Raw genomic sequence first — 26,239 nt, 5'->3', positions numbered from 1 at the left:
ACCTCCTGTTGTGAATAATTTTTCATGATAATAAATATTTTATCATTTGCAGTTCGACGCGTCAATGCTTTAATAGAAGAAAAACCGTTAAATAATGTACAAATCAGAGAGATACGAGGGAATAATTTTTTATTAGACAAAAAAGATATGAGTACGAAAAAGTATAGTTATACAATATAGTGATCCGAGATAAACAGAAAGAATCTGTATGAAAGATTTACAGATAGATACAGCAGAAAAAATATGGTACAATCAAGACAAGAGAGATAGAAGGAGAGCAGAAGTTGAAACGAATACTTGTGTGTATTGATATTGGAGGCACATCAATAAAAGCAGGAATCTGTGATATGGAAGGAGGACTTGGTGCACAGGAAATCCTTCCGATTCATCAGGATATTGAACAGTTGCTGGAGGAGATCGGAAAGTATGTAAACAAGGCAAAAGAATCGGGCGAGATGATTGGGATCGCCATAAGCGCACCGGGGGCAGTGAATGTATCTACAGGTGTAATTGGAGGCAGGAGCGCGGTTTTGTGTATTCATGGTCTTTCCTGGACAGAGGAGCTGACACGCAGATTCCAAGTGCCTTCCAGTATTGAAAATGATGCAAACTGTGCCGCGATGGCGGAAGTGACATTCGGAAATGCTCGAGGATACAAGAATCTTGCTTTTGTTGTTTGTGGCACCGGAATCGGCGGCGCAGTCGTGATAGACGGGAAAATCTGCTGTGGTGCCAATCTATATGGCGGCGAGTTTGGTTGCATGGTCATGCGGGATCGAGAAGGAAATCTGAGTACTTTTTCACTCCAGGCGTCTACTATGTCTCTTGTCCGTAGAGTGAAGGCTGCTTATCCGGCTCAGGAATGGGACGGAAAAAAAGTCTTTGAGGAGGCGGAAAAAGGTGACGTCAACTGCCAGAAGGCGGTCGATGACTTCTACATGAAACTTGCTGAGGGGATTTTTAATATTCAGCATGTTTATGATCCGGAGCTCATTCTGCTTGGCGGAGGAATCAGCAGCCGGGAAGATTTTGCAGATCAGGTGAAAAGCCGTCTTATAGTGATTGCAAAAGCGGTCGAAGAGACCGCCGGTACGAAGGTGGTTATTCCTGTGGTAAGGACATGCAGTTACCAAAAAGACGCCAACCTCATCGGTGCGGCAGCGGTATTTATGCAGAAATACCCGGAGTTGATTGGAAAGGAGAAAAAGAATGGATAAAAAAGCAATGTACAAATTAAGTTATGGGCTGTTTGTAGTAACGGTTAAGGAGGCAGAAAAGGATAATGGTTGTATTACGAATACGGTGATGCAGGTGACATCCACGCCAAACCGGATTTCCCTTGCAGTCAACAAGGAAAATTACACACATGGAATGATTGAAAGGACCGGAAAGTTTAATGTATCTGTTCTTTCGGAACAGGCGTCTTTTGATCTTTTCCGTCATTTCGGATTCCAGAGCGGAAAAGACACGGATAAATTTGCTGATTTTAAACAGGCGGTCCGTGTGGAGAATGGACTGTATGTAGTGACAGAGGGAACCAATGCGTGGCTTTCTGCTAAAGTCATACAATCTGTGGATCTTGGCACTCATACCTTGTTTTTGGCAGATGTAGAGGATGGAGCAGTGCTTTCTGAGACGCCATCCACGACTTACGCGTACTATCAGAGTAACATCAAGCCGAAGCCGCAACAGACCAAAAAGACCGGATGGAGATGCAGGATCTGTGGATATATTTATGAAGGAGAGGAGCTTCCGGCTGATTTCGTGTGTCCGATTTGCAAACATGGCGCGGCAGATTTTGAGAAAATCTAGCGGATGTGATTTGTAAATGGTTTACATCGTATCCGAATTGTACACTTGACAAAAGAAATAAGAAGGGTATAATAGTTCACTAAGAAACAGTTTCTTGGTGAACTATTTGCTTGCGTAAAAACAGAGGGGAGTGAAGACATGTATAATTTTACTGAATTCTGGATGGGAATTCAAAGGATGGTACGTCTTTATGAAAAGATGATGAGAGAAGTCTGCGATGGGTATCGGCTTTCTATGGTAGAGGTTGATATCATTGCGTTTTTAAAAAACAATCCGCAGAAGGATACAGCGGCGGACATTGTTGAACTGAGAATGTTGTCCAAAGCGGCAGTTTCAAAGGGAGCAGATGCCCTGATCCAGAAAGGAATGCTGGAACGGGAAGCAGATCCGACGGACCGGCGGAAGATTCACTTAAAACTTACAAAGGAGGCATTTCCTGTGACGCGGGAAATTCAAAAAACCCAGGAAGCCTTTCTGGGTCTTCTGTATGAGGGATTTTCGGAGGAAGAGTATGAAATGTATCTTCGGATGAGGGCGCGAATGTTGGAAAATGTCAGCAATAAAAAAGGAGAAAGAAGGAAGAAACATGAATGAGGATAAGGAATTTCTTGGAAAGGAGCCAATCGGGAAATTACTATTAAGATTGGCACTTCCAACAGTTGCAGCACAGTTGATTAATATGTTATATAATATTGTAGACAGGATTTATATCGGACATATTCCGGAGATTGGAGCAAAGGCACTGACCGGAGTGGGCGTGTGTATGCCGTTGATTTTGATTGTCTCAGCTTTTGCGGCGCTTGTCGGCTACGGCGGAGCGCCAAGGGCGTCGATTGCCATGGGGCGTAAAGATAATGAAGCGGCTGAAAAGATTCTTGGAAACTGTTTTACCGTTCAGATTTTGATTTCCGTCATTCTGACCGTGGTCCTGCTGATCTGGAATCGAGATTTTCTGATGGCATTTGGAGCAAGTGAAAATACGATAGAATATGGCGTACGGTATATGAGTATCTATGCGCTCGGCACCTTATTTGTGGAAGTAACGCTGGGAATGAATTCATTTATCACTGCACAGGGATTTGCTAAGACGGGAATGCTCTCCGTATTGATTGGCGCAGTAGCCAACATTATTCTGGATCCGATCTTTATTTTTGGTTTTGACATGGATGTACAAGGTGCGGCTTTGGCTACGATTCTTTCTCAGGCGATGTCCTGCATCTGGGTCGTATGGTTCCTCTGCGGGAAGAAAACGACATTAAAAATCCGAAGAAAAAATATCGGGATCACTCCCAAGGTTGTTTTGCCCTGTCTGGCGCTTGGCGTTTCGGTTTTTGTCATGCAGGCCAGCGAGAGTGTGATTTCCGTGTGCTTTAATTCTTCGCTGCAAAAATATGGTGGGGATATTGCGGTCGGGGCAATGACGATTCTTACCAGTGTGATGCAGTTCGCCATGCTACCTCTTCAGGGACTTGGACAGGGAGCGCAGCCTATTATCAGTTATAATTATGGAGCCGGAAATATGAAGCGGGTTCGTAGGACTTTTCGGTTGCTGTTGCAATCCAGTCTGGCGTACTCAACCATTTTATGGCTTCTCATTTTGCTGTTCCCGCAGGGATTTGCGGCCATGTTTACATCCGATCCGGAATTGATGATCTTTACAAGGACAGCGCTTCGGATTTATATGGCAGCCTGTGTCATCTTCGGTATTCAGATTGCCTGTCAGATGACCTTTAATGCCCTTGGAAATGCAGTGGAATCTATCACAGTAGCAGTCGTCAGAAAGTTTGTACTGCTGATCCCTCTGATCTATCTGATGCCAATGCTTTTGAAAGGGGATCAGGCAAAAGCAGTTTATATGGCGGAACCGATTGCGGATGTCATCGCCGTTATGTTTACAGCCTGCCTGTTTTTCTTCCGGTTTAAAAAGACACTGGAGAAAGAAAACGCAGAGTCGGGCGGAAAGGGAAACTAATATGAAAGATACGTTAAAGAAGTTCAGTGGAAGAGCGGATGATTATGTGGCGGGAAGGCCGGCCTATGCGGAGGAGTTTGTGCGGTGGTTGGCTTTGGAACAGGGATTTTCAGAAGAAACGATTGTTGCGGATATTGGATCAGGGACAGGAAAATTCGCGCAGCAGCTTTTAAAGATGGGCTGTTTTGTGTATGGAATTGAGCCAAATGATGATATGCGTAAAAAAGCAGAAGAGAATTTCCTAAAAGGAGAAAATTTTTGTTCTGTCAAAGGAACAGCAAATAAGACTACACTGAAAGAGCATGCGGTGGATGTTGTTACATCGGCTCAGGCTTTCCATTGGTTCGATATCACTGCATTTCAGAAAGAATGTCGGAGGATCCTGAAGCCGGACGGCCGGGTGTACCTGATCTGGAATGTGCGGGATATGGGGGAAAAACTGAACCAAGAGACCTTTGCGATTTACCGTACGTTTTGTCCGCGGTTTCAAGGATTTAGCGGTGGGATGAAAAAGGATGATGAGAGAATACAGACCTTTTTTGAAGGACACTATCAATACCGGTCATTTGATCACCCTTTGTCTTACACGGAAGAAACCTTTATTCGGAGAAGTTTATCTGGATCCTACTCGCTGAAAGAGGGAGATGACGGGTTTGAGGAATATTTGGAAGCATTAAAGAATCTGTACCGGAAATATAATAGAGACGGAATACTGACAATGGGGAATCATACGGCTGTGTATTATGGGAGACTGCAGTCTTATTAAGAAGAATAAAAAGTTGGCAGGAGGTTTTTATGACAGAAAGAGAAAAAATGTTGGCAGGAGATCTTTATGATTGTGGAGACCCGGAATTGTTGGAACAATGGCATAAAGCAAAAGATTTGATGCGGGATTACAATCATACGGATTCTGCTAATTTACAGGAAAAGGAACGGATTCTTAACGAGTTATTGGGAGGAAGAGGAACTAATCTCTGGATTACAGCTCCATTTTATGTAGACTATGGCAATAATATTTATTTTGGTAATAATTGTGAAGTAAATATGAATTGCACATTTTTGGATGACAATGAGATACGAATTGGAAACAATGCGTTGATAGCGCCAAATGTACAGATCTATACGGCATTTCATCCAACCAATGCGTCTGACCGGTTTGGAGAATCAAAAGAGGACGGTTCATTTGAATTTTGTAAAACACAGACAGCTCCAGTAGTTATTGGCGATAACGTGTGGATCGGAGGAGGAGCGATTCTGATGCCGGGAGTTACAATTGGTGACAATGTTGTGATTGGTGCAGGAAGTGTAGTTACAAAAGATATACCAAGTGACAGTATTGCATACGGGGCTCCCTGCCGTGTGATGCGGGAAAATAAGTAGCAGATTTGCGCCGGAAGAAATTACAATGACAGTGGAACAGGGGGGAGAACAGAAATGAAAGTAGCAGTGATTGGATACAGTGGCTGTGGAAAGTCAATGATTGCGGCTTGGATTGCCAAGAAAAATCAGCTTCCGCTTTTGTATCTTGATACGGTACATTGGCTGCCGGGATGGAAGGAGCGGCCTCAAGACGAGAAAGAACAGATGATGAAAGATTTTTTGGACAGCCATGACTCCTGGGTCATTGACGGGAATTACCACAGTCTGGAATATGAACGCAGGATGCGGGAGGCGGATCAGATTCTTTTCCTCGATTTTCCGCGTCTGGTCTGCTTGTACCGGGCATGGACACGGAGCCGAAGGTACCGGGGAAGAACAAGGGAGTCTATGACAGAAGGATGTCCGGAAAAGCTGGATCTGGGATTTGTACTCTGGATTTTACGGGACGGGAGAACCAGAAAGAAAAAGGCAGAGTACCAACGGATTCTGGACGAATATAAAACGAAAGTGGTACACATAACAAATCAAAGAGAACTGGATGAGGAGAGGCGAAAATGGAGGAAACATTAACTCAGTTATTTGCGTTTATCAAGGAGATTGATAAGGAAAAATTGATAGGTCGCCAGACCTATCTCACAGACGGGATGAGAAAAGAAAATGATGCGGAACATGCTTGGCACATGGCGGTGATGGTCCTTCTTTTCAGTGAATTTGCCAACGAAAAAATCGATGTGCTTCGGACGATTTCCATGCTTTTGATCCATGATATCGTGGAGATTGACGCGGGGGATACATACGCTTACGATGAGGAAGCCAAGAAGACACAAAAGGAGCGGGAGCAAAAGGCGGCAGATCGGATTTTCGGGCTTCTTCCAAAGAACCGGGGCACTTTTCTGATGGAACTATGGAAGGAGTTTGAGGCAGGGGAAACGCCTGAGGCTAAATTCGCAAGAACGATGGACAATCTCCAGCCGTTATTTCTCAATGCATGTACCGAAGGAAAAGCGTGGATGGAGCATGGGGTTTCTCTGGATCAGATTTTGAAAAGAAATGACAGAACTGCGGAAGGATCTGAAGTCCTGTGGAATTATGCAAAGAAACACTGGATTGAACCAAATCTGGAAAAAGGGAGAATTCAGAGGGGGAAAGATTTGTAATTGGAGCAAAGGTGCGTTATAATGAAAAGTCAAAATGAAAGGGATACGGTTGAACAGACCATATCCCTCCTTTCTTCTTAAAACTGTGTTTCCACCAGATTGGATAGTGGAGCAATATGATATCCCATCTGCTCCCACTTCGTCAGGAGTTCATCCAGAATCTGTGCGTTGGTGGATGAGGTGTTGTGGAGCAGTACTATCGCACCGGGATGAATTCGGCCAAGGAGCTTTTCAAAGGCTTCCTCTTTGGACGGCTGGTCGTTTTCATACCAGTCTACATAGGCGAGACTCCAGAAAAAGGTGTAATATCCTAGATTTTTTGCCATTTCCAGGTTGCGCGTGCTAAATTTCCCCTGAGGAGGACGATAGTAAGGACTCATTTTCTTTCCGGTTGTCTTCTCAAAGAGTGTTTCTACACTTTCCAGTTCCTCATGGAAAGAGTCTTCCGTGGATATGGAGGACATGTCAGGGTGGTGCCACGTATGATTGCCGACAGTGTGCCCTTCTGTTATCATCCGTTTTACGATCTCTGGATTGTCACGCAGAAATGTGCCTACAATAAAAAAGGTAGCCGGAGCCTTATGCTTTTTGAGTGCATCCAGAATCTGACCGCTGTTTCCGTTTTCGTAGCCACAGTCAAAGGTTAAATAGATGACCTTTTCTTTTGTGTCCTGGCAGTAGGCGGCATTCAAGGTGGAGAGCTCGGAAATTTCAGCGTTTCCGATAGGGCGTTCGCCCTCTTTTGGAAAACTCAGTCCCCAGTTTTCCGACGCCTGGGCAGAAGTTTCCTGTGTTTCTTTCGAAGGATTTGAAGAAAACAGGATACCGATTCCGGTTCCTACGCAGTAAGCGGCGACAAAAAGCAAGAGCAAAAGAGCAGCTTTTTTTAGGTTGAGACGATGTTTCATAATGTTTGATTCCCGAAGTCACTGTTGATTTCAGTCTATGTCATGGACAAAGGATTTAGAAGTACGGATGGAAGTAAGAACGAAAGGTGGTGGAAATGGTAACAGTTCATCCATGGCATCTCAGAATTCACTGCTATGATTTCTAGTTGAACTGTTACGAAGAACATGGAAAACAGAACGTTTTATTTTGCTCCCCTGGAGGGGATCACGGATTATATCTACCGGAATACCTACCACCGTTTGTTTGAGCCGATGGATGCTTATTTTATTCCGTTTTTGACGCCAGATAAAAACGGAAAATTGTCTAGGCGGCAGCGAAGAGACGTGCTTCCAGAGAACAATGAAGGGCTGCATGTCATTCCACAGATTCTGACGAATAAGGAGGAGGAGTTTTTAAATGGTGCCCGACAACTGGAAGAACTCGGATACCGGGAGGTCAATCTTAATCTAGGATGCCCGTCTCGATGCGTCGTCTCAAAGGGCAGGGGGGCCGGATTTCTGGGGGATGTGGAGAAGCTAAAAAGGTTTCTGGATACGATCTTTTCCGGGACGAGGATGAGGATTTCTATAAAAACACGGATTGGGGTAGAGGATCCGGAGGAGTTCGGCCCGCTTTTGGAAGTATTTGACCTGTATCCGATTTCCGAACTTATCATTCATCCACGTACAGCGAAAGAATTCTATACCGGAACGGTACATTGGGAAATATATCGATTTGCCAGGGAGAAGAGTAGTCTGCCGCTTTGTTATAATGGGGATCTGTTTACTCTGGAAGAATATGAGGCGTGGGATTATGCATTTCCAAAAAGCAGGGCGGTCATGTTTGGGCGGGGCGTCCTGGGAGATCCGTTATTACTTTCCAGAATCCGGAGAACGAAGGGAAAAACGGCGACATGGGAAGATCTTCAGTATGAGCTGTATGTCGCATACCAGAAAGAGATCAGAAACGAACAGCACGTACTCTCGAGACTGAAAGAATTTTGGACTTATCGTGCGCTTTGTCACCCTGAGGAGCGGGAAAAGATCCGGCAGATCTATCGAACGGAGACATTGCAGGAATACGCAAAGCGATTGCATTTTTAGCATCTTTATAATGACAAAAAGAGAGGGATTGCCATGAGAAGCATGAGATTAAAAAATCGGGAAATCAAAGATCAGGAGACACTGAGGGAGCTGATTGACGACTGTGTGGTTGTGCGGATTGGAGCTATGGATAAGGAAGGAATGTTTATTGTTCCGGTCAATTACGGATACGAATGGGAGGATATAAAAGACAGTGCACCATCCTTAAAGTTGTATTTTCATTCTGCGTCACAAGGCCGGAAAGCGGACGCTTTTTCCCGCGAACCGGTTGTCGCCTTGGAACTGGACCGGGAAGGAGGTGTCATCAGAGGAACATATACCTGTTCTTATTCTTTTGCTTATCAGAGCGTCATGGGAACCGGGAAGATTCGGAAACTGACAGAAGCCGTTGAAAAGCTGCATGGATTTGAAAAGATTATGGAACATCTGGCGCCAGAGGCCAAGCATACGTTTGATGAAGGACTTTTGAAGGCGGCGGATGTATACTGCATTGACGTGCTGTCCTTCACAGGAAAAGAGAGAAAGCCAAAAGAAACAGGACAAAGTGAGAACGTATAGGAAACGGAAGCTTTGCATATATTGCCAGTAAAACAAGATGTGCGGTAAACAGATGGGGAGCAGACGAAGAAACCAGAACAGGCAGGAAGAGACGCGCGCAGACGGGATCCGGCAGAGGATCGCGGAGACGGCAAATGCACCAAAAGATGTGATTATGGGGCTTCCGTTGATCCATCTGACCGGACAGTGTGAAGTCTCCATAGAAAATTACCGGGGGATTCAGGAATATACCCAGGAATTAATCCGGGTGAAAACAAAAGCCGGAACGATCCGGATTACCGGAAAACGAATGTGTATAGAATACTATATGAACGATGAGATGAAAATTACCGGGAAGATCTGGAAGGTGGAGTTTGAAAAAAAGGAGGAGGCATATTGCTGACACGGATCCTGCGGTATATAAAGGGATATGTCCGGATACGGATTACCGGATATTCTCCCGAACGATTTCTGAATCTGTGCAAATACAGGAAGATTCCGGTCTGGGGACTGTTACCGGGCCGTAATTTTTATGATATGAATATCACGATTGCCGGCATGAAAAAGCTCAAACCGATTTTAAAAAAGACCGGCACGAATCTGCGAATTCTTGAAAAAAACGGTCTTCCTTTTTTCCTGTTCCGGCACCGTAAAAGGAAGATTTTTTTTGCGGGGGCTTTTGGATGCATCGCTCTCGTATATATCCTTTCCCTTTTCATCTGGAATATCGAAATCAGCGGCAACTATGTCCGAACAGATGAGACGATTCTGTCATTTTTGCGAAAACAGAATGTTCGTTGCGGAATGATGGCCTCTTCGGTGGACTGTGCCGGGATTGCCCGGATGATTCGAAAAGAATACGACGATATTATCTGGGTATCAGCTTCGCTAAAAGGAAGCCAGATCCACATTGACGTCAAGGAAAACAGCGATTCCAGAGAAATCAGTGAAGAAAATCCAGTGGAGGAGGGAAACGATCTCATTGCGGAAAAGGATGGTGTCATCCAGGAGATTGTGACCCGGTCCGGCGTTCCTATGGTTCATGCGGGGGATGAAGTGAAGGCGGGGGACCTGCTTGTGTCCGGACGCGTGGAGATCAAAAACGACAGCCAGGAGGTTGTAGGCTATCAGTATGTGAATGCGGATGCCGACATCAAGATAAAAACAAAGGAAAACTATGAGGATGTTTTGGACCTATCTTATACGGTCAAAAAATATGAAAAGCAGAAAAAACGCCAGATTTTCCTCCGGACAGCACAAAAAGAATACACGCTGGGGCAGAAAGTTGAGGAGGGAAAAGGACGGGAAGTATCCTCCTCGGAGATCCGTCCAGGGTTTTCCTTAAGTTTTCCATTTCCATTTTCCTTTGGGATCCGGGAGGAAGTATCGTATCGAGAAGTGAAAAAAACGTACTCAAAAAAAGAATATCAGGAGATCTTGAGCTTGGAATTTGACCGCTTCTGTGAGGATTTAAGAAAAAAAGGGGTTCAAATTCTTGAGAATAATGTTAAAATATACAAGGACACGCAAAGTGCAAGAGCAAAAGGAACAATGATTCTTCTGGAATCATGCGGAAAGGAAAGAAAGACAGAACATGGGAATCTTGGAGAGAACAATGCAGATACCAACTGAGCATGAAGCGAATGTATTCGGTCAGTTGGACACCTATGCAAAGAAGATAGAGCGCACGTTCCATGTGACACTGATCGAGCGCAACGGCGAGATCAAGATCATGGGGGAAGAGGGCAGGACGAAGAGGGCACAGGAGATTCTGGAAAAGCTTCTGGAACTGTCCCGCAGAGGGAATGTGATTACCGAACAGAACGTAAACTATCTCATCTCGCTTGCAATGGAGGATGAGGCGGGCGATGTTCTGGAGATGGATAAAGAAGTGATCGCCTATACGGTTCAGGGGAAGCCTGTCAAGGCAAAGACGCTGGGACAGAAAAGCTATGTGGACGCAATGAAAAAAGACATGATTGTCTTTGGACTCGGCCCTGCCGGTACAGGAAAGACATATCTGGCTATGGCCATGGCAATCGCGGCATTTAAAAACAATGAGGTCGCAAGGATTATTCTGACGCGTCCGGCCATAGAGGCAGGGGAAAAGCTCGGATTTCTTCCGGGGGATCTTCAAAGCAAGATTGATCCGTACCTGCGGCCGCTGTATGATGCCCTTTACCAGATTATGGGAGCGGAAAGCTTTCTGAAAAATTCGGAGAAAGGGCTCATTGAGGTGGCGCCCCTTGCTTATATGAGAGGGCGAACCCTGGATAATGCTTTCATCATTCTGGATGAGGCACAGAATACAACCCCGGCTCAGATGAAGATGTTCCTGACACGAATTGGCTTTGGGTCGAAGGTCGTCATCACGGGAGATGAGACACAAAAGGACCTGCCGTCGGGACAGACGTCGGGCCTGGATGTGGCGGTCCGGGTAGTAAACGGTCTGGACGGCATCAGCATCTGCCACCTGACAAGCAAGGATGTAGTGCGCCACCCGCTTGTACAGAAGATCGTCAAGGCTTACGAGAATTATGAGAAAAAAGAGGAAAGCCAGAGACGGGGAACCAGGAGAAAAAGTAAGAAATACAGAGGTTAATATGACGATATATTTAGAAGAAGAATCTGAAATCCGGCTTCCGGTTGACTGCCGGAAAGTGGCAGAGCAGGTTGTGGAGGAGACGCTTGATTATGAGGAATTCCCTTATGAAGCGCAGGTCGAGATCCTGCTCACGGACAATGAAGCGATTCGAGAGATGAACCGGGAGCAACGGGGGATAGACAGACCGACTGACGTACTGTCATTTCCTATGATTGAATATGAGACGGCGGGAGAATTTGATTTTCTGGAGAATCAGCCAGAGTGTTTTCATCCGGAAAGCGGCGAAGCGCTTCTTGGGGATATCGTGATCTCCAAGGAAAAGGTAATCTCCCAGGCTGAGGAATACGGACATTCCCCCCTTCGGGAGTATGCCTTTTTGATTGCCCACAGTATGCTGCATCTGCTCGGTTATGACCATATGGAGGAGCAGGAGAGGCTTGTGATGGAAAAGAAGCAAAATGAAATTCTGGAGCGCCTGGGGATTTCCAGGTTCCAAATTGCAAATGAGAAAAGATAATAGAGGGGTGTTTTATGGGTAAAAAGAAAAACGGAAATGAGTTTCTTGTGCAGGGAGGAATTCTGGCGGCGGCCGGAATGATCTCCAGAATCATAGGAATGATCTACCGGATTCCTCTTTTAAACATTATGGGGACGACCGGACAGGGGTTTTATGAGGTGGCGTATCAGATCTACAGTATCGCGTTGATTCTGACATCCTACAGTATGCCGCTTGCGGTCTCCAAGCTGGTTTCGGCCAGACTGTCCAGGCATCAGGAAAAGAACGCATACCGAATCTTTAAGGCGGCGCTCCTTTTTGCCATCGTTGTTGGAGGCGGTATCAGCCTGATCATTTTCTTCGGGGCGGATTTGCTTGCGGGAGGCGTGATGAAGATGAGTATGAGTGCCTATGCCCTTCGGGTGCTGGCGCCGGGACTTGTCATTGTATCTGTGATGGGTGTGCTTCGAGGATTTTTCCAAGGGCAGGGATCGATGGTTCCAACTGCGGTATCCCAGATTCTGGAGCAGGTGATCCACGCCGTTGTCAGCATCATTGGAGCATATGTCCTGCTTCAGTACGGAAAAACCGTCAGTTCCGATCAGAGAAATGATCTCTACGCACCGGCCTTTTCCGCAGCCGGAGCGACTTTAGGAGTCATTATCGGAGGCCTGATTGCCCTCCTCTTTCTTGTGCTGATTTTCTATGCGTACAAAGGAAAGCTGAACAAGAGAATCCGCAGGGACAGGACAACGCGTCAGGAGAGCTTTGGTTTTATTTTCAAGGTACTGATTCTGACGATCGCACCTGTTATTTTGAGTTCTACTGTTTACAATATTCAGAATGTCATTGACAGCGCTATGTTCAGCAGCATTATGTCTGCACAGGGATTTTCAGAAAAGCACTGTGCCGCTTTGCTTGGAAGTCTGGGACAGTACTATACATTGTTTAATGTGCCGCTCTTTATGGCAAACGCGCTTGGTTCGTCTATCGTGCCGCCGCTTGTGCGTGCCTATGAGAAGCAGAACAAGGAACAGGTACATCAGAAGATCGAGATGGCAATGCGCGTGACGATGCTCATTGCCGTACCAAGCGCGGTTGCGTTTTTTGTCATTCCAAAGCCGATGCTGGATCTGATCTGGGGTTCCATCGATAACACGGTGGCGGCAAATCTCTTCCGTATTGGATCGATTTCCATCATCTTCTATGCGGCATCCACACTGACCAATGCAGTGTTGCAGGGTGTCAACCGGATGATGGCTCCAGTAAAAAACGCGGCGACATCTCTTGTGATACATATTGCCGCGCTTTTTGTGATGCTGGTATTCTTCCACTGGAGTATCTATGCGGTAGTAGCAAGTAAGGTAATCTTTGGTCTGGCCATGTGTATCCTGAACTCACACAATCTCCGGGAGGCGGTCGGATATGTGCAGGAGAAGAAGAGAACCTTTGTCTACCCGGCAGTAGCTGCTGTGATCATGGGCATTGTTGTCTTTGTGCTACAATTTGTTTTGGCGCTGGTTATCAGCAGCGCGATTGCGACATTGAGTGCCATTGTAGTTGGAATTTGCGTCTATGGGATCAGCCTGCTCGCGATCGGCGGCCTGACAGAAGCAGAAATCCTGGCACTTCCAAAAGGAGCAAAGATTGCCAGAATGTTACAGAAAGTACATTTGCTGAAATAGAGGGTGATTGATGAAACGAATGTTATTGATCCATGATTTGTGTTCAGTAGGAAAAGCGGCCATGATGAATATGATTCCCGTCCTCAGCGTAATGGGGATTGAAGTCTGTCCGCTTCCGACCATGCTGTTATCTACCCATACCGGAGGTTTCGGGAAACCGGAGATCCTCCCGGTGCCGGGAAACTATTTGAAAGAGAGTCTGCGGCATTTTCAAAGAGAGAACATCACGTTTGACTGCGTGTTTGTAGGATATCTGGGAAATGTTCCGATGGTAGAAACGGTTTTGGAGCTTTTAAAGACAGGGCCGGCGCCTTTTGTAATCTGTGATCCGATTATGGGAGATCATGGGAAGTACTATTCCAATTTTGATGACAGCTATAGAGAAGCATTGTGCGCTCTTTTGGGGGAAGCGGATCTGTTGCTTCCGAATCTGACGGAGGCTGCTTTATTAAGCGGTGTTCCTTATGAAGAAGGGATGACGGGGGAGGGGCTTCATGCTATTGTCTCCCGGCTTTGCGAGATGGGGATGAAAAAAGGTATCATCACCGGAACGAATGTAGGAGAGCACAGGATCGGAATGGCGATTGTTGAGGGCGGTTTTGTAGAGCAATACACAGAGACCGAAGTTCTGTACCAATCCCACGGTACAGGTGATTTATTCGACGCTGTGCTTGCCGGAGCAATACTAAAAGGGGCGACCTTGAAAGAAGCGGCGTTTCAGGCACATAACTTTGTGGCGGCCTGTCTGCAGGAAAAGGCGGGGCAAGCAGGAAACGAAAGAGACGGCCTGCCGTTCGAGCAGCTTTTGGGAAAACTTGTATAATTTAAAAAAAAGAGCAGATACTGTATGAAAAAGGAGTGTGCTTCTATGAAAAAATACAGTATCGGGCTTTTTGCTCTTTTTCTCGGATGTGTAGCCCTGATCGGGGCGGCTTACCAGTTCAGTTTTGAGTACTCCAAAAATCAGGCGAAAGAGGAGGCCAGATTAAAACAGGAAATTGTGCAGGCGGCCAGGGAAGAGGAGGCTGCCATAGCCGCTGAAGGGGATGTCAGTAAGGAGGAAGTTTTTTATCTGAAAGATCTGAATGGCTTTATTGCCGTCTATAAGTCAGATAAAAAGACGATTTATGAGTATACCAATATTGTGGTGGAGGATTTGCCGGAGGACGTCCGTCAGGAGATCCTTGATGGGAAAGAGATACGGACGGTGGAAAAACTTTACGGATTTCTGGAGAATTATTCCAGTTAATTAGGAAAGGTACAAGAGGATGAAAGAAGAAAAGATCAAAAGAATCAACGAGCTTTATCATAAGTCCAAAGCAGAAGGGCTGACGGAAGCGGAGAAGAAAGAACAGAAGATTCTGCGCCAGGAATACATCGAGGCGTTCCGGGAGAATCTACGGGGACAGCTTAATCAGATTTCCATCAAAGAAAAAGATGGAACAATTATCAATCTTGGTGAAAAGTATGGAAAAAAAGGAAATCAGAAAAAAGGTTCTTGATATCAGAAACAGGATACCGGCAGAAATACGGAGACAGAAGAGCATGGAGATTACAGATCGGGTCTGCAAGATGAGCTGTTTTCTTCGTGCGTCTTCAATTTTAATTTACCGGAATTTTCGTTCCGAGGTGGAGACCGGGATGTTGATCGAGGCAGGATGGGAGATGGGTAAGGAAGTCTTCTGTCCCAGGGTTGAGGGAAAGGAGATGGAGTTTTACCGGGTGAAGATCTGGGAAGATTTTGAAAGTGGTGCTTATGGGATCAGGGAGCCAAAGGCCGAATGCCCTGTCTTCGAAAGCCAGTCGGATGACAAGGTTCTGATAGTGCTTCCGGGGGCTGTGTTTGATAAGAAAAGGCACCGGATCGGTTACGGAGGAGGATTCTACGACCGGTATCTGGAACAGCATCCCCAAATGCAAACTCTTGCTGTCTGTTTTGAAGAACAGGTAATGGAAGAAGTGCCGTTTGCATTGCATGATATCCGTCCTGCAATCATTGTGACGGACCAAAAGTGTTACGAGTAGGAAAAGGATGTGAGAGAAGATGGCAGACTTGCCGAAAGATCCGGCGATGCTTCTTAGCATCGTCAATATGAAGCTGAGGGATTTCTACCCGTCGCTGGACGTTCTGTGCGACGATCTGGAAATCGAAAAAGATGCGATTTGCGTGCCGCTGTCCGGTATCGGATATGAATACGACGAAAGACAAAATCAGTTTGTCTGAAATTTTAAGAAGATTGCGTGAAAGAGCGCAGTCTTTTTTCTTGCTTTTTTAGAAAGAGCGTGATATACTTTAAACATTTCTAAGAGGGGCAGATCGTTGTCCCGTTCTGATTGTTCTATTTATCTATATTTTCTATATTCGAGACCGAAACATGATCCGTTTCGGAGATCCAGATTTAAAAAAACTTCATGTTTGGAGGGGGTGAGGCCTTTGATTGACTGAACACATATGATGCAGCCAGAAAACAAGACATGGAGGAAAACGTATGAGGAAAAAAAGAATAGGGAAACAGGTGATGATCATTGTGTTGCTTGTCGTTGCCGCGACAGCCACAGTCAGAGGGATTTCTGCCTATTTCACAGATGCCCAGGAAAAGACAAATACACTGACTGTCGGAAACGTCAAAACCGGACTAGAGGAGCCGGACTGGGACAAAGTACCTTCTGATGAAAAGACCGACCTGACTCCGAATCAGACAGTGAAAAAGGATCCGAGGATCACCAATACCGGAACAAATGATGCCTACGCCTTCCTGGAAGTTCAGATCCCGGTGCGAAATATCATTACTGTAGGAGCGGATGGGAAGAAACTTCCTAAAGCAGACACGGAGCTTTTTACTTACAAGGTCAATGACGGCTGGGTACAGATTCAGGAGTCGGACGTCAGTTCATCCGGTAAGGTGACAGCCCATCGATATATCTATGCCTATGGAACCGAACAGGAGTGCAAAGTTTTGAAGAAGGGCGAGACGACGGGAGCACTTTTTAACAGTGTTACCTTGGCCAATGTGATGGAAGGGCAGATTGACGATGAGACGCTCAATATTCCGGTGAAAAGTTATGCAATCCAGGCGGAGCATATCGGGGAATCCAAAGCGCCATCCGATATCTTTCAAGTTTATCTGAAACAAAATTCATAGGTGGGAGGCAGGATAACAAATGAAAAAGAGAAAAAGGAATCTCTGTGTGCTGCTTTTGTCCATTCTCGTGGCAGCAGCATGGAGTGCGGTTGTACTGGATGCATCGGCTTATTTCTCCCATCAGAATGAGAAGAACAATGTCCTGAAGACCGGGGATAATACATCGCATATTGAGGAGGAATTCGAACCGCCGGATCAGGTGACGACGGATACTGTTTATCCGAAGAAAGTGACGGTGAAAAACGATTCCCATACTCCATGCTATGTGAGGGTGTTTGTGGAGTTGGATCAGCCCAATCTTCCGGTTTCCATAGATTTTGATACAAAAAACTGGACAGAAAAGCAGGCGGACGGATACTATTACTATCGCAGCATCCTTGGCGGAAGGGAAGAGACGAAGCCTTTGTTTACCCATGTGACGACAGGGGGGGCACAGAGCGCGTTTCGCGTCTTGATTTATGAGGAGACAGTGCAGGCACAGGGATATGACACGGCCCGGGAAGCGTTTGCTTCCATCAAGGGAGAACAGGAGGCAGAAGCGTGAAAGTAAAACGGTGGATCACAGGAATTGCCGCCGTCATGGCGGCGGTCTGTTTTGAAATGCTTCCCGTACAGGGAGCGGAACATGTCAGCGCCCTTGAGGCTTCCAGGGAAGAGGGTTCCCCTATCACGGTAAAGAAATACGGGGAAGAGGAAGACTCAGATTATTCCTTCCGGCTGAAGCGGACAGACAGAAGTACCTGTACTTGGACAGATACAAGCGGAGTTTCTAATCCGAAGCGTTTTCAGCAGACGGGACAAGGAGTGGAACGGTGGGGGCAGATCGTGACAAGCGATACACAAAAAGGGAAAATCTCCTGTTATTTGACTAATATGGGCAGCTATAAAGGGAAGAATACCAATCTTCGGATTACCTTTACAGACTGGGATGTGTATCGCACTGAAGAGGGGAAACGGTACTATCCTCTTCTGGGAGTCGCGTTTTCAAAGACAGTAGACTTCTATGGGCTTTTGTTTAGCGACATCTGGTATGAAGCAAAACTGGAGATCTTGGATGATCAGGGCAGACCCCTCGCTGTAGATATGACATACCGGGCAGAAGATTTGGATTATGGGCAAATCTTTGGAGTGAAAAAAGGAGACCATCCGGTTGGAATTTCCGTTCCACAGGACAGTAGAGCATATTACATCGAACGGGATGGGTTTTATTACTTTTATGCCCAGAATGTGAATTCCGAGGAATATGATAAGGACAGTGTACAAGTCCAATATAAAAATACATCCTCTTTTTCCCTGCGGGTAGGAGGAGGAGTCGCTTTCCCGGGCAGTTTTACCTATAGTCAATATGTACCTGAGAAAATCAAGAATGATTATGAGCGATTTGAACATTATCTGATCGGAGAACCAAGTGCGGACGTATCAGATCAGATGGGGGCGCTGATTGGGTGGATCGCCGGTTCCGCAAAAGGATATGGTCCTTTTACACCTCCGGTTCCGACGAAGCTTGTGGATCGGGAAGAAGTACATGGAGAAGAACCATTCACCTATTTTATCAACTTTAAAGTACCGGAATGTCAGCAGGCGGATTATTATCAAAGTCTGATTCTAACGGATCCGGTTCCAGAACCGCTTCATGTGGATCAGGTCAAAGTGTATGACGCGGATAATCAGACAGATGTCAGTTCCTATTTTTCTATTCAGACGTCAGAAGGAACCGGCAATCAGGTACGGGTATCGGTGAGAGATCCATCGACAGACTGGATGTATGGACGCACCTTTGAGATACGGATTCAGGTACATAAACGGGAAGACTATACATTCGGTTCCTCTAATATCGTTTCTAATCAGGCATCTCTTGCGGTAGATCAAAATTCACCAAAGAAGTCAAAAACAGTACGGACTTCATTCTATTATCAAATCACAACGGAGGCTGAAAATGGCTCCATTACCGCCTCCAATCTGAAAGTTCCCGCAGGAGGAAGTATGCGGATTTCTTATGCCCCATTGACGGGATACTATCTGAAATACATCACAGTGGATCAAAAAGTGATTGATAAGAATCAGCATCTCTTAGATTATTCCTTTACAAAAGTCAATGCAGATCACCATATCAAAGCTGTATACGAAAAGAATCCGGTAGTGACAATCACAAAAGAAGTGACCGGAAAATGGGAGGACTTTGGGACTCCGGTTTTTCTGTTTCAAATTACAGGAACTGATTATAACGGGGTCAGACGTACCTACTACGAATCTCTGGAGATGCCGGAACAGTTTCAGACGGGACAGATCTATCGGAAGTCTTTTACAATGAAGATTCCCGCTGGTATGTGGACGGTGCGGGAAATCCCGGTTTCCCGTTATGCGCTGACCGGTATCCGGGAAGTGGAAAATGGAGAGGTGGAGGGGGAGAAAGTTATCCTGGATACAAAAGACCACGATACGGCAAAGGCCACTTTCTGCAATACGCTGACGAACTATAGTGAGTTCAGTCACAATGATGTCGAGATCAATTTCTTTGGAAAGCAGGTGGGAAGGTGAAGAAAAGAAAAAGACGTATCATAGCTGTTCTGTTGTGCTGGATGCTGTGTGGTACGACTGCCTCCGGGGCAGTACAAGAAGGGGAAGTGACGACTACGATTCGTTCTGGAGAAGTCCGGATCCGGATGCATCGCTATGGAGACGAGAAAAAAGAAAAGGGGTGGGAAGATCTGGAACATATTCTGCCGGGACAGAAAATTACGATGATCACGGAGATTGAAAATCTGGGTGAGAATTGCCTGATCCGTTATCAGATGACGGCGGAAGCAAAAAGTAATCGGGAGATTCCGATCTCGTCCTTTTCCGGGATTCCCGGTAACTGTGTTCGCAAAGGGGAGTATTTCTACCATACCGATGTCGTAAAGCATGGAGAAACGGTGAGACTTTTTACAGCATTTACTTTACCAGAGACCTGGGAACAGGGAGGGGAGGATGAGATCCGGATTCATGTGGCAGCAGACGCCATTCAGAGCCGAAATTTTACGCCGGATTTTACGTCTGAGCATCCATGGGGAGATCAGGTCATTCAGAAAGTATCCGGGAAAACGGGCGACCAGCTTCGGATTTTGACACCCCGGAAAGGAACGTGCCGGGTCGTGCTGGAAGGAGACGACATCATAACAGTACCGGACACGTTTTTCGCAGAATTTGGAACACTGGTTCCAGGAGATGTCATCCAAGGAGAACTTCAGATCGATAACCGGAGCGGCCGGCCGGAAGATGTATACTGGAAGCTGGAGACAGAGGAAGAACTTCTTCTGGAACAGGCGGAACTTTGGGTAGAAAAGGAAGATGGTACGGTTCTCTGCCAAGGAAGTCCTTCGGAACAATCCTTGGGGCAATTTGCTTTCCTTGAAACGTATGAACAAAATGAGAAAGAAAATCTCATATTCTTTCTCCGTTTTCCGGAAGACATGGATAATACATACCGTCTGCGGGAGTCCACACTTACCTGGACGTTTCGGGCAGTGTCAGAGGATACTACGGTTCCGGCAGGACAGGAGTCGGTCAAAACCGGGGAGAACAGTCATGTAATTCTTTATGGATGTATGGCAGGAGGCGCCTTACTGACAGGTATCCTTCTGATAAAAAGGCGGAGACGACGGCATGGATAAATGGTTTCGAAGAATTGATACGCTGCTCCTTTTGGGCGCGCTTTCCTTTGTGCTGTTTTTTGTGATGCCTGCTTTTTTCGGAATCCGTCCAGTTCGTGTGTTGTCTGGCTCTATGAAGCCGGAAATCGTTGAAGGAGATATGGTCTACATTCAAAGCTGTCGGGAGGAGGACGTTCAGACAGGAGATGTGATTGCGTTTGAGAATGGAAACGGACAGATGGTGTTACACAGAGTCATACGAAGAGAAGAAGAAGGATTTATTACCAAAGGAGATGCCAATGACCGGGAAGATTTCCAACCAGTATCTGCGGAGGATCTCATAGGGATTCTGGCCGTTCGGTTTCCAAAAGGATCCTGGCTCTATGAAATGATGAGTTCCAAAACGATGAGAAGAGTGCTGCTTCTTTCTGGGCTTGTCCGGATCGTCGTGTATTTTTTTCGCCGCTTTTCCCGTTAAGTCTGTCGTTTTTGACAAAACTGCGGTATACTGTTCCCAGATTCGTTCCTGTACAGGAACGCAGGTGAGGAGGAAATGGTTGAAATGCAGTCGTTTATCTTGGAAATCTGTGTGGACTCAGTGGAATCCGCAGTGGCGGCAGAGCGGGGCGGGGCTACGAGGCTGGAGCTTTGCCAGAATCTTATGATCGGCGGGACAACACCGGGAATCAAGCTGTTTGAGGCAGTAAGAGAGGAGATACATATTCCCGTTCATATACTGATTCGCCCAAGATTTGGAGATTTCTGTTATACAGACTATGAGTGGAGGATTATGAAAGAGGAGATCAGGATGTTTCGTGACCGGGGAGCTGATGGGATCGTTATTGGGATGTTGAAGCCGGACGGAATACTGGACCGGGACCGGATGGAAGCGCTTCTGGAAGAGCGGGGCGGCATGTCAGTGACCCTTCACCGAGCCTTTGACGTGTGCAAGGAACCGATGGAGACTCTTGCGGTGGCGAAAACAATGGGGATTCAGACAATTTTGACCTCCGGACAGAAAAATACTTGTATGGAGGGAACAAAATTACTGGCCGCGCTGCAGCAGGAAAGCCAGGGGGAAATCTGTATTCAGGCCGGCGGGGGCGTCACGCCGGAAGGAATCGAATCACTTTACCGCCAGACGGGAATCTGCGCCTACCATATGTCGGCGAAAGAGAAGCTCGAAAGCGCCATGACATACCGAAACAGGAATGTCCATATGGGGCTTGCGAAGCTGAGTGAATATGAGATTTACCGCACCTCCGGTGAGACGGTGAGAAGGGCAAGGGAAGTTTTGAAGCGGCTGTGAGATGAAGCGGCAGACAGAACAGGATTATAGGAAGAGGCAAAGGAGAAGAAACAAATGTTTTTAGAACACAGCCGAATGAGAATTAAAGAATCATATGAGAAGGTAAGACAAGATTTAGGAGCGATCCTGGATCCGGTTGAGCTGGTGATCCGGACACTTCCTGAGGAAGAAGCTCTTGCCATGCGGTATCTGTACGCGTTTATGCCATACAGCGATATCGCAAACAATCCGGTGGAGACGTACCTGGACTTTGTACGGCATGGCGTGCGTCTGTATGAGGAAAAAGAGGAGGTACGGGAGCTCCCAGAATCCGTTTACCTGCAATATGTGTTATTTCATCGGGTCAACGAGGAAGAGATCCGCCCGTGCAGATCACTCTTTTATCATCAGATTCAGGAACAGATCCGGGGGAAATCACCTCTTGAAACGGTACTGGAAATCAATTACTGGTGTGCCGGGGAGGTGGCTTATGAAGCGGGGGATGACCGCACATTATCTGCGCTGTCCGTCTGGAAAAGAGGGTACGGCCGGTGCGGAGAGGAGTCCGTCTTTGCGGTCAATGTCCTAAGAAGCGCGGGTATCCCCGCCCGTCAGGTTTATGCGCCGTACTGGTCCCACTGTGATGATAATCATGCATGGGTGGAAGTCTGGGTGGACGGAAACTGGCATTATCTTGGAGCGTGTGAACCGGAACCGCTTCTGGATCTGGGGTGGTTTGAATATGCGGCTTCCAGAGCCATGCTGATTCATGCCCGTCGTTTTGACGGGGAGAGGAAAGCGTGGAACTACGATACAGAAGAGCCAGAGAGTCTTCGGGAAGAAGAGATCGGATCAGAGGGCATGGTGACCATGGAAAACGAGATTCGCAGGTACGCAGATGGAGTTCAGACGTTGGAAGTCCTTGTTTTAGACGAAAAGGGACGGCCGGTTCCGGATCTCCCGGTTTCTTTTGAAGTTGTCAACTATGCCGCATTCCGTCCGATTGCAAACTGCCATACAGACATGGAGGGGAAAGTGCGGCTTTCCTGCGGAGCAGGAAGCCTTCATCTGTATTGTGGACGGCAGGACAAAGCGGCAGAAGAGATTCTGGATACAAGGAGGGACAGCCGTATAACGCTGACACTGCAAAGAAACATAGAAGAATACTCTTGGCAGGAGTTTGATATGATTCCGCCGTCTGACCGGACTCCGGTGGCCAGACGACCGGATGCTGCCCAGAAAGAGGAAGGAGCAAGAAGACTTGCGGCCTTGCGGACCCGGCAGGAGAGAAAGCGAAAAGCGTGGGAAAATCCGGACAGAAATGTATTTGTGAACGAACAAAAGAGAAAAAGTGAGAAAGAACAGAGGATGGGAAGGGCACTTCTGAAGATCCTGACAGCAAAAGACCAGACAGACGTTCGGCTGGATGTGTTAAAAGACCACCTGAGTGGTGCGATGCTTTATGCGGGTACGGTACCGGAAGAGATATTTATAAAACATATGTTAAACCCAAGGGCTGAGGACGAGATTCTGACACCTTACCGAAGGTGGTTTCAACATGAAGTGCCAAAAGAAGCGCAGGAGCGATTCCGGAACAATCCGGAATCCTTATGGACATGGATTTGCCAGGAGATCCGGGAATGTCCGGAGCATGAACGGAGTACTGTTTTGACAACACCGGCTGCCTGTTTTAGGATACGATGTGGAAGCAGAAGATCAAAAGCAGTGCTATTTGTAGCGATGGCAAGAAGCTTTGGAATTGCGGCAAGGCTTAATGAAGCGGACGGGACGCCGGAGTATTGGAAGCAAGGCCGGTTTATGGCGGCAGATCCTAACAGAAGAAAAGACTGTGTGCTTGTTTTGAGGGCTGAGGAGCCAGGAACATGGCGGTATTCTCAGAACTGGAGTCTCACCAGGATATCAGCAACAGAGCAGAAAGTTCTTCGTCTGAGGGATGAGGGATGGAAAAAGCAAAAAAAAGAGATTTTTCTGGAATCCGGTACCTACCGGCTGATGACGGCCACCCGACTCCCAAACGGAACTGTTCATGCAGCGGCTTGTCAGTTCCTTCTTACTCCAGGAGAACATAGGGAAGTACAGTTACAGTCCAGGAAAAGTAATTTGATGGAAATGCTGGAATCCTTATCCCTTCCGGAGTTTGAGGTCCATACAGAAGATGGAGACAAGTGTTCTTCACGGGTACTCACCGGTGACGGAGCCCATGTGCTTTTGTGGCTTAAAGCAGGGGAAGAACCGACAGAACATATTTTGAATGAGATGATCCAAGAACGAGAACGATTTGAGGATTGGACTTCCCGTATCCTGTTTTTTGTTTCATCCAAGGAAGCATGGGAGCATCCCCTCTTTGAGAAAATCCTACGTCTCTTCCCAGATATCAGGGTGTTTTATGATGATTTTGAGGAGCATGTACCTTCTGTCGGACGAAGACTGTATGTGGATCACGAAAAGCTTCCTCTTCTTGCTGTGACAAGGGGAGAACAGAACGTAATCTATGCGTCAAGCGGCTATCAGGTAGGAACAGCAGATCTTGTCCTTAGAATCCTGGAGGAGGCATCATAGTCAAATGGGTAACAGTTCAGCCATAACAGCTCGGATTAGCCGCTATGCGGCTTTTATCGCCACTTACGTGGCTACATCCTCGCTAATGGTAGAACGCCATATACAAAGTACACAAAAATCTTCGTTTTCAAACAAGTTGGAACTCAGATTTTTGTGACTTTGTACATGGCTGAACTGTTACCCAAATGGGACAAAAAATAATCAAAACCTGTTGCATTTTGTCGGCAGGCATGTATAATTAAACTCAGTTCGCATATTTTTAACAAAAAGTATAGTAATAGAAAACCGGAGGTGCGATAGGTGGAGATTGGAAAGAAACTCAAGGAGCTACGGCTTCAGAATGATCTGACACTTCGGGATCTGGCATCCAGAAGTGAGCTGACGAAAGGATTTCTCTCCCAGGTAGAGCGTGGGCAGACAACGCCCAGCATTGCTACTTTAGAGGATATTCTGGAGGCTCTCGGAAGTAATCTGTCCGATTTTTTCCGGGAAGAGGAAGAGACACAGATTGTATTTCCGACACAGGACTTTTTCGTAGACGAGCAGGAACATTATACGATTGAGTGGATTGTCCCGAATGCTCAGAAAAACCAGATGGAGCCGATTATTCTGACGCTTCATTCCCATCGGAAAAGTCAGGTGATTTCCTCATATCAGGGACAGGAGTTTGGATATGTACTCAAGGGAAGTGTAACGATTGTACAAGAAGGGGGCAGGAAGTACAAGGTAAAGGCGCAGGAGACATTCTATATGGACGGGTCAAAAAGCCATTATCTGTATAATCACGGTGCAGGCGATGCAAAGATCCTTTGGATCACAACGCCGCCGGTATTCTAGGAAGGAGAAATGAGATGGAAGAGAAAAAACTGATCGAGTTTCGCAATATTGTGAAAAGTTTTGACGGGCAGATCGTTCTGAAAGGAATCAATCTGGATATTTTTGAAAATGAATTTGTCACGCTTCTGGGTCCAAGTGGCTGCGGGAAGACGACGCTTCTGAGGATTCTGGGTGGATTTCTGGATGCGGATGAAGGATCCGTGATTTTTGACGGAGAAGAAATCAGTAAAAAACCACCTTATGAAAGGGAACTCAATACGGTATTCCAGAAGTATGCCTTGTTTCCCCATTTAAGTGTGTATGAAAATATTGCGTTTGGGCTGAAAATCAAGAAGATGAGTAAAGACATTATTGACCAGAAAGTGATGAAAATGCTCAAGCTGATCGGTTTGGAAGGATATGAAGATAAAAATACCACTTTACTTTCCGGAGGACAGCAGCAGCGTGTCGCCATCGCAAGAGCTCTTGTCAATGAGCCAAAAGTCCTGCTCCTTGACGAACCCCTTGCGGCCCTGGATTTAAAGCTGAGAAAAGAAATGCAGTACGAGCTCAAGCGGATCCAGCAGGAAGTCGGCATCACTTTCATCTTTGTCACCCATGACCAGGAGGAGGCTCTTACCATGTCGGATAAGATCGTGGTTATGAAAAACGGAGAAATCCAGCAGGTGGGAACACCCCAGGATATTTATAATGAGCCGGCAAACCGGTTTGTAGCGAATTTCATTGGGGAGAGTAATATTATTCCGGGTGTGATGCTTACGGATTATAAAGTCCGGTTTGATGATATTACCTTTGACTGTGTAGACTTTGGATTCAAGGAAAAAGAGCCTGTGGATGTGGTAATCCGTCCGGAGGATATCGATATCGTGGATGTCAGCGCAGGAAAGATGACAGGAGAAGTACTCAGTGTCCTGTTTAAGGGAGTTCACTATGAAATCATGGTGGAGACAGTGCCGGGGACAAGTGTAACCGTCAATATGAGAGTGATCCGTAATCACGACATCAAAAGTGAGGATGGCAAGGAGATGATCAGTGCCAACGATTTTTATGTGGATATCGATGATGTAGAAGAGTTGGACGATAAGGAGATTATCGCCCTTTCCAACGCCCAGGCGTGGGATCCG

The 26,239-nt window shown here is 46.4% G+C and carries 29 protein-coding genes and 1 pseudogene; 29 read left to right on the top strand and 1 reads right to left on the bottom strand.

The annotated features are described in order from the left end of the window. Window positions 1-284: 284 nt before the first annotated feature. The 8 genes from AOA56_RS04440 (at window position 285) to AOA56_RS04405 (ending at window position 6,321) form a co-directional block, all read left to right on the top strand. On the top strand, window positions 285-1,217 hold the full coding sequence (locus tag AOA56_RS04440) for an ROK family protein (protein ID WP_053769032.1): 933 nt from the start codon (window positions 285-287) through the stop codon (window positions 1,215-1,217). After that, complete coding sequence (locus AOA56_RS04435) at window positions 1,210-1,812, top strand: flavin reductase (protein WP_024732471.1); 603 nt, start codon at window positions 1,210-1,212, stop codon at window positions 1,810-1,812. Before AOA56_RS04440 ends, AOA56_RS04435 begins: the two co-directional genes overlap by 8 nt. Window positions 1,813-1,950: 138 nt before the next feature. Then, window positions 1,951-2,406, top strand: coding sequence for a MarR family winged helix-turn-helix transcriptional regulator (locus tag AOA56_RS04430; protein WP_053769031.1), 456 nt, complete (start codon window positions 1,951-1,953; stop codon window positions 2,404-2,406). Continuing rightward, the gene (locus tag AOA56_RS04425) at window positions 2,399-3,784 is read left to right on the top strand and encodes an MATE family efflux transporter (protein ID WP_053769030.1); all 1,386 of its coding nucleotides are present in this window, start codon (window positions 2,399-2,401) and stop codon (window positions 3,782-3,784) included. Before AOA56_RS04430 ends, AOA56_RS04425 begins: the two co-directional genes overlap by 8 nt. A gap of 1 nt (window position 3,785) precedes the next feature. Beyond that, a complete protein-coding gene (locus AOA56_RS04420) occupies window positions 3,786-4,550 on the top strand; it encodes a class I SAM-dependent methyltransferase (RefSeq protein WP_053769029.1) in 765 nt (254 codons plus the stop codon). Window positions 4,551-4,579: 29 nt separating this feature from the next. After that, complete coding sequence (locus AOA56_RS04415; protein WP_053769028.1) at window positions 4,580-5,164, top strand: sugar O-acetyltransferase; 585 nt, start codon at window positions 4,580-4,582, stop codon at window positions 5,162-5,164. A gap of 54 nt (window positions 5,165-5,218) precedes the next feature. Then, on the top strand, window positions 5,219-5,734 hold the full coding sequence (locus AOA56_RS04410) for a P-loop NTPase family protein (RefSeq protein ID WP_053769027.1): 516 nt from the start codon (window positions 5,219-5,221) through the stop codon (window positions 5,732-5,734). Beyond that, a complete protein-coding gene (locus tag AOA56_RS04405; RefSeq protein WP_048621730.1) occupies window positions 5,719-6,321 on the top strand; it encodes an HD domain-containing protein in 603 nt (200 codons plus the stop codon). The genes AOA56_RS04410 and AOA56_RS04405 overlap by 16 nt, the downstream gene beginning before the upstream one ends. A 77-nt stretch (window positions 6,322-6,398) precedes the next feature. On the opposite strand, the gene AOA56_RS04400 is transcribed toward AOA56_RS04405, so the two are convergent. After that, a complete protein-coding gene (locus AOA56_RS04400; protein WP_024732475.1) occupies window positions 6,399-7,229 on the bottom strand; it encodes a polysaccharide deacetylase family protein in 831 nt (276 codons plus the stop codon). 165 nt (window positions 7,230-7,394) lie between these two features. Between AOA56_RS04400 and AOA56_RS04395 the strand changes: the two genes are divergently transcribed. The 21 genes and pseudogenes from AOA56_RS04395 to AOA56_RS16290 form a co-directional block, all read left to right on the top strand. Next, window positions 7,395-8,312 (top strand): tRNA dihydrouridine synthase, encoded by a 918-nt coding sequence (locus tag AOA56_RS04395; RefSeq protein ID WP_053769026.1) that lies wholly within the window; start codon window positions 7,395-7,397, stop codon window positions 8,310-8,312. Window positions 8,313-8,345: 33 nt separating this feature from the next. Next, a complete protein-coding gene (locus AOA56_RS04390) occupies window positions 8,346-8,870 on the top strand; it encodes a pyridoxamine 5'-phosphate oxidase family protein (RefSeq protein WP_034594479.1) in 525 nt (174 codons plus the stop codon). Between the two features lie 37 nt (window positions 8,871-8,907). After that, the gene (gene yqfC, locus AOA56_RS04385; protein ID WP_238117717.1) at window positions 8,908-9,252 is read left to right on the top strand and encodes a sporulation protein YqfC; all 345 of its coding nucleotides are present in this window, start codon (window positions 8,908-8,910) and stop codon (window positions 9,250-9,252) included. Beyond that, window positions 9,246-10,481, top strand: a complete 1,236-nt coding sequence (locus AOA56_RS04380; RefSeq protein ID WP_053769025.1) for a sporulation protein YqfD — start codon at window positions 9,246-9,248, stop codon at window positions 10,479-10,481. Before yqfC ends, AOA56_RS04380 begins: the two co-directional genes overlap by 7 nt. Further along, on the top strand, window positions 10,444-11,451 hold the full coding sequence (locus AOA56_RS04375) for a PhoH family protein (protein WP_024732478.1): 1,008 nt from the start codon (window positions 10,444-10,446) through the stop codon (window positions 11,449-11,451). Before AOA56_RS04380 ends, AOA56_RS04375 begins: the two co-directional genes overlap by 38 nt. 1 nt (window position 11,452) lies before the next feature. Further along, window positions 11,453-11,971, top strand: a complete 519-nt coding sequence (gene ybeY / locus AOA56_RS04370; protein ID WP_053769024.1) for an rRNA maturation RNase YbeY — start codon at window positions 11,453-11,455, stop codon at window positions 11,969-11,971. A 14-nt stretch (window positions 11,972-11,985) separates the two neighbouring features. Then, window positions 11,986-13,635 carry a putative polysaccharide biosynthesis protein gene (locus tag AOA56_RS04365; protein ID WP_053769023.1) on the top strand — a complete coding sequence of 550 codons (1,650 nt, stop codon included), beginning with the start codon at window positions 11,986-11,988 and terminating at the stop codon, window positions 13,633-13,635. Between the two features lie 10 nt (window positions 13,636-13,645). After that, the gene (locus AOA56_RS04360) at window positions 13,646-14,458 is read left to right on the top strand and encodes a PfkB family carbohydrate kinase (RefSeq protein WP_024732479.1); all 813 of its coding nucleotides are present in this window, start codon (window positions 13,646-13,648) and stop codon (window positions 14,456-14,458) included. A gap of 45 nt (window positions 14,459-14,503) precedes the next feature. After that, window positions 14,504-14,884: a hypothetical protein gene (locus AOA56_RS04355; RefSeq protein ID WP_024732480.1), complete on the top strand. Its 381-nt coding sequence runs from the start codon at window positions 14,504-14,506 to the stop codon at window positions 14,882-14,884. 19 nt (window positions 14,885-14,903) lie between these two features. Beyond that, complete coding sequence (locus AOA56_RS04350) at window positions 14,904-15,137, top strand: DUF896 domain-containing protein (RefSeq protein ID WP_048621737.1); 234 nt, start codon at window positions 14,904-14,906, stop codon at window positions 15,135-15,137. Continuing rightward, window positions 15,073-15,660 (top strand): 5-formyltetrahydrofolate cyclo-ligase, encoded by a 588-nt coding sequence (locus AOA56_RS04345; protein ID WP_082349844.1) that lies wholly within the window; start codon window positions 15,073-15,075, stop codon window positions 15,658-15,660. Before AOA56_RS04350 ends, AOA56_RS04345 begins: the two co-directional genes overlap by 65 nt. 19 nt (window positions 15,661-15,679) lie before the next feature. Beyond that, window positions 15,680-15,859, top strand: coding sequence for a DUF4250 domain-containing protein (locus tag AOA56_RS04340; RefSeq protein ID WP_024732483.1), 180 nt, complete (start codon window positions 15,680-15,682; stop codon window positions 15,857-15,859). A gap of 265 nt (window positions 15,860-16,124) precedes the next feature. Next, complete coding sequence (locus AOA56_RS04335; RefSeq protein ID WP_024732484.1) at window positions 16,125-16,778, top strand: hypothetical protein; 654 nt, start codon at window positions 16,125-16,127, stop codon at window positions 16,776-16,778. Window positions 16,779-16,797: 19 nt separating this feature from the next. Beyond that, window positions 16,798-17,322: a hypothetical protein gene (locus AOA56_RS04330; RefSeq protein WP_053769021.1), complete on the top strand. Its 525-nt coding sequence runs from the start codon at window positions 16,798-16,800 to the stop codon at window positions 17,320-17,322. Next, on the top strand, window positions 17,319-19,316 hold the full coding sequence (locus AOA56_RS04325) for an isopeptide-forming domain-containing fimbrial protein (protein ID WP_053769020.1): 1,998 nt from the start codon (window positions 17,319-17,321) through the stop codon (window positions 19,314-19,316). Before AOA56_RS04330 ends, AOA56_RS04325 begins: the two co-directional genes overlap by 4 nt. After that, a complete protein-coding gene (locus AOA56_RS04320) occupies window positions 19,313-20,431 on the top strand; it encodes a hypothetical protein (RefSeq protein ID WP_024732487.1) in 1,119 nt (372 codons plus the stop codon). The genes AOA56_RS04325 and AOA56_RS04320 overlap by 4 nt, the downstream gene beginning before the upstream one ends. Further along, a complete protein-coding gene (locus AOA56_RS04315) occupies window positions 20,424-20,888 on the top strand; it encodes a signal peptidase I (protein ID WP_024732488.1) in 465 nt (154 codons plus the stop codon). The genes AOA56_RS04320 and AOA56_RS04315 overlap by 8 nt, the downstream gene beginning before the upstream one ends. An 84-nt stretch (window positions 20,889-20,972) precedes the next feature. Continuing rightward, window positions 20,973-21,719, top strand: coding sequence for a copper homeostasis protein CutC (locus AOA56_RS04310; protein WP_053769019.1), 747 nt, complete (start codon window positions 20,973-20,975; stop codon window positions 21,717-21,719). A 54-nt stretch (window positions 21,720-21,773) separates the two neighbouring features. After that, complete coding sequence (locus AOA56_RS04305) at window positions 21,774-24,278, top strand: transglutaminase domain-containing protein (RefSeq protein WP_053769018.1); 2,505 nt, start codon at window positions 21,774-21,776, stop codon at window positions 24,276-24,278. A gap of 300 nt (window positions 24,279-24,578) precedes the next feature. Continuing rightward, a complete protein-coding gene (locus tag AOA56_RS04300) occupies window positions 24,579-25,115 on the top strand; it encodes a helix-turn-helix domain-containing protein (protein ID WP_024732491.1) in 537 nt (178 codons plus the stop codon). Window positions 25,116-25,129: 14 nt separating this feature from the next. Next, window positions 25,130-26,218 (top strand): annotated as a pseudogene (locus AOA56_RS16290) (ABC transporter ATP-binding protein); the annotation flags it as partial. Between the last annotated feature and the right edge of the window lie 21 nt (window positions 26,219-26,239).

Source organism: Sellimonas intestinalis (assembly GCF_001280875.1).
GTDB classification, from domain to species: domain Bacteria; phylum Bacillota; class Clostridia; order Lachnospirales; family Lachnospiraceae; genus Sellimonas; species Sellimonas intestinalis.
This window is presented reverse-complemented; position numbering and strand designations above follow the sequence as displayed.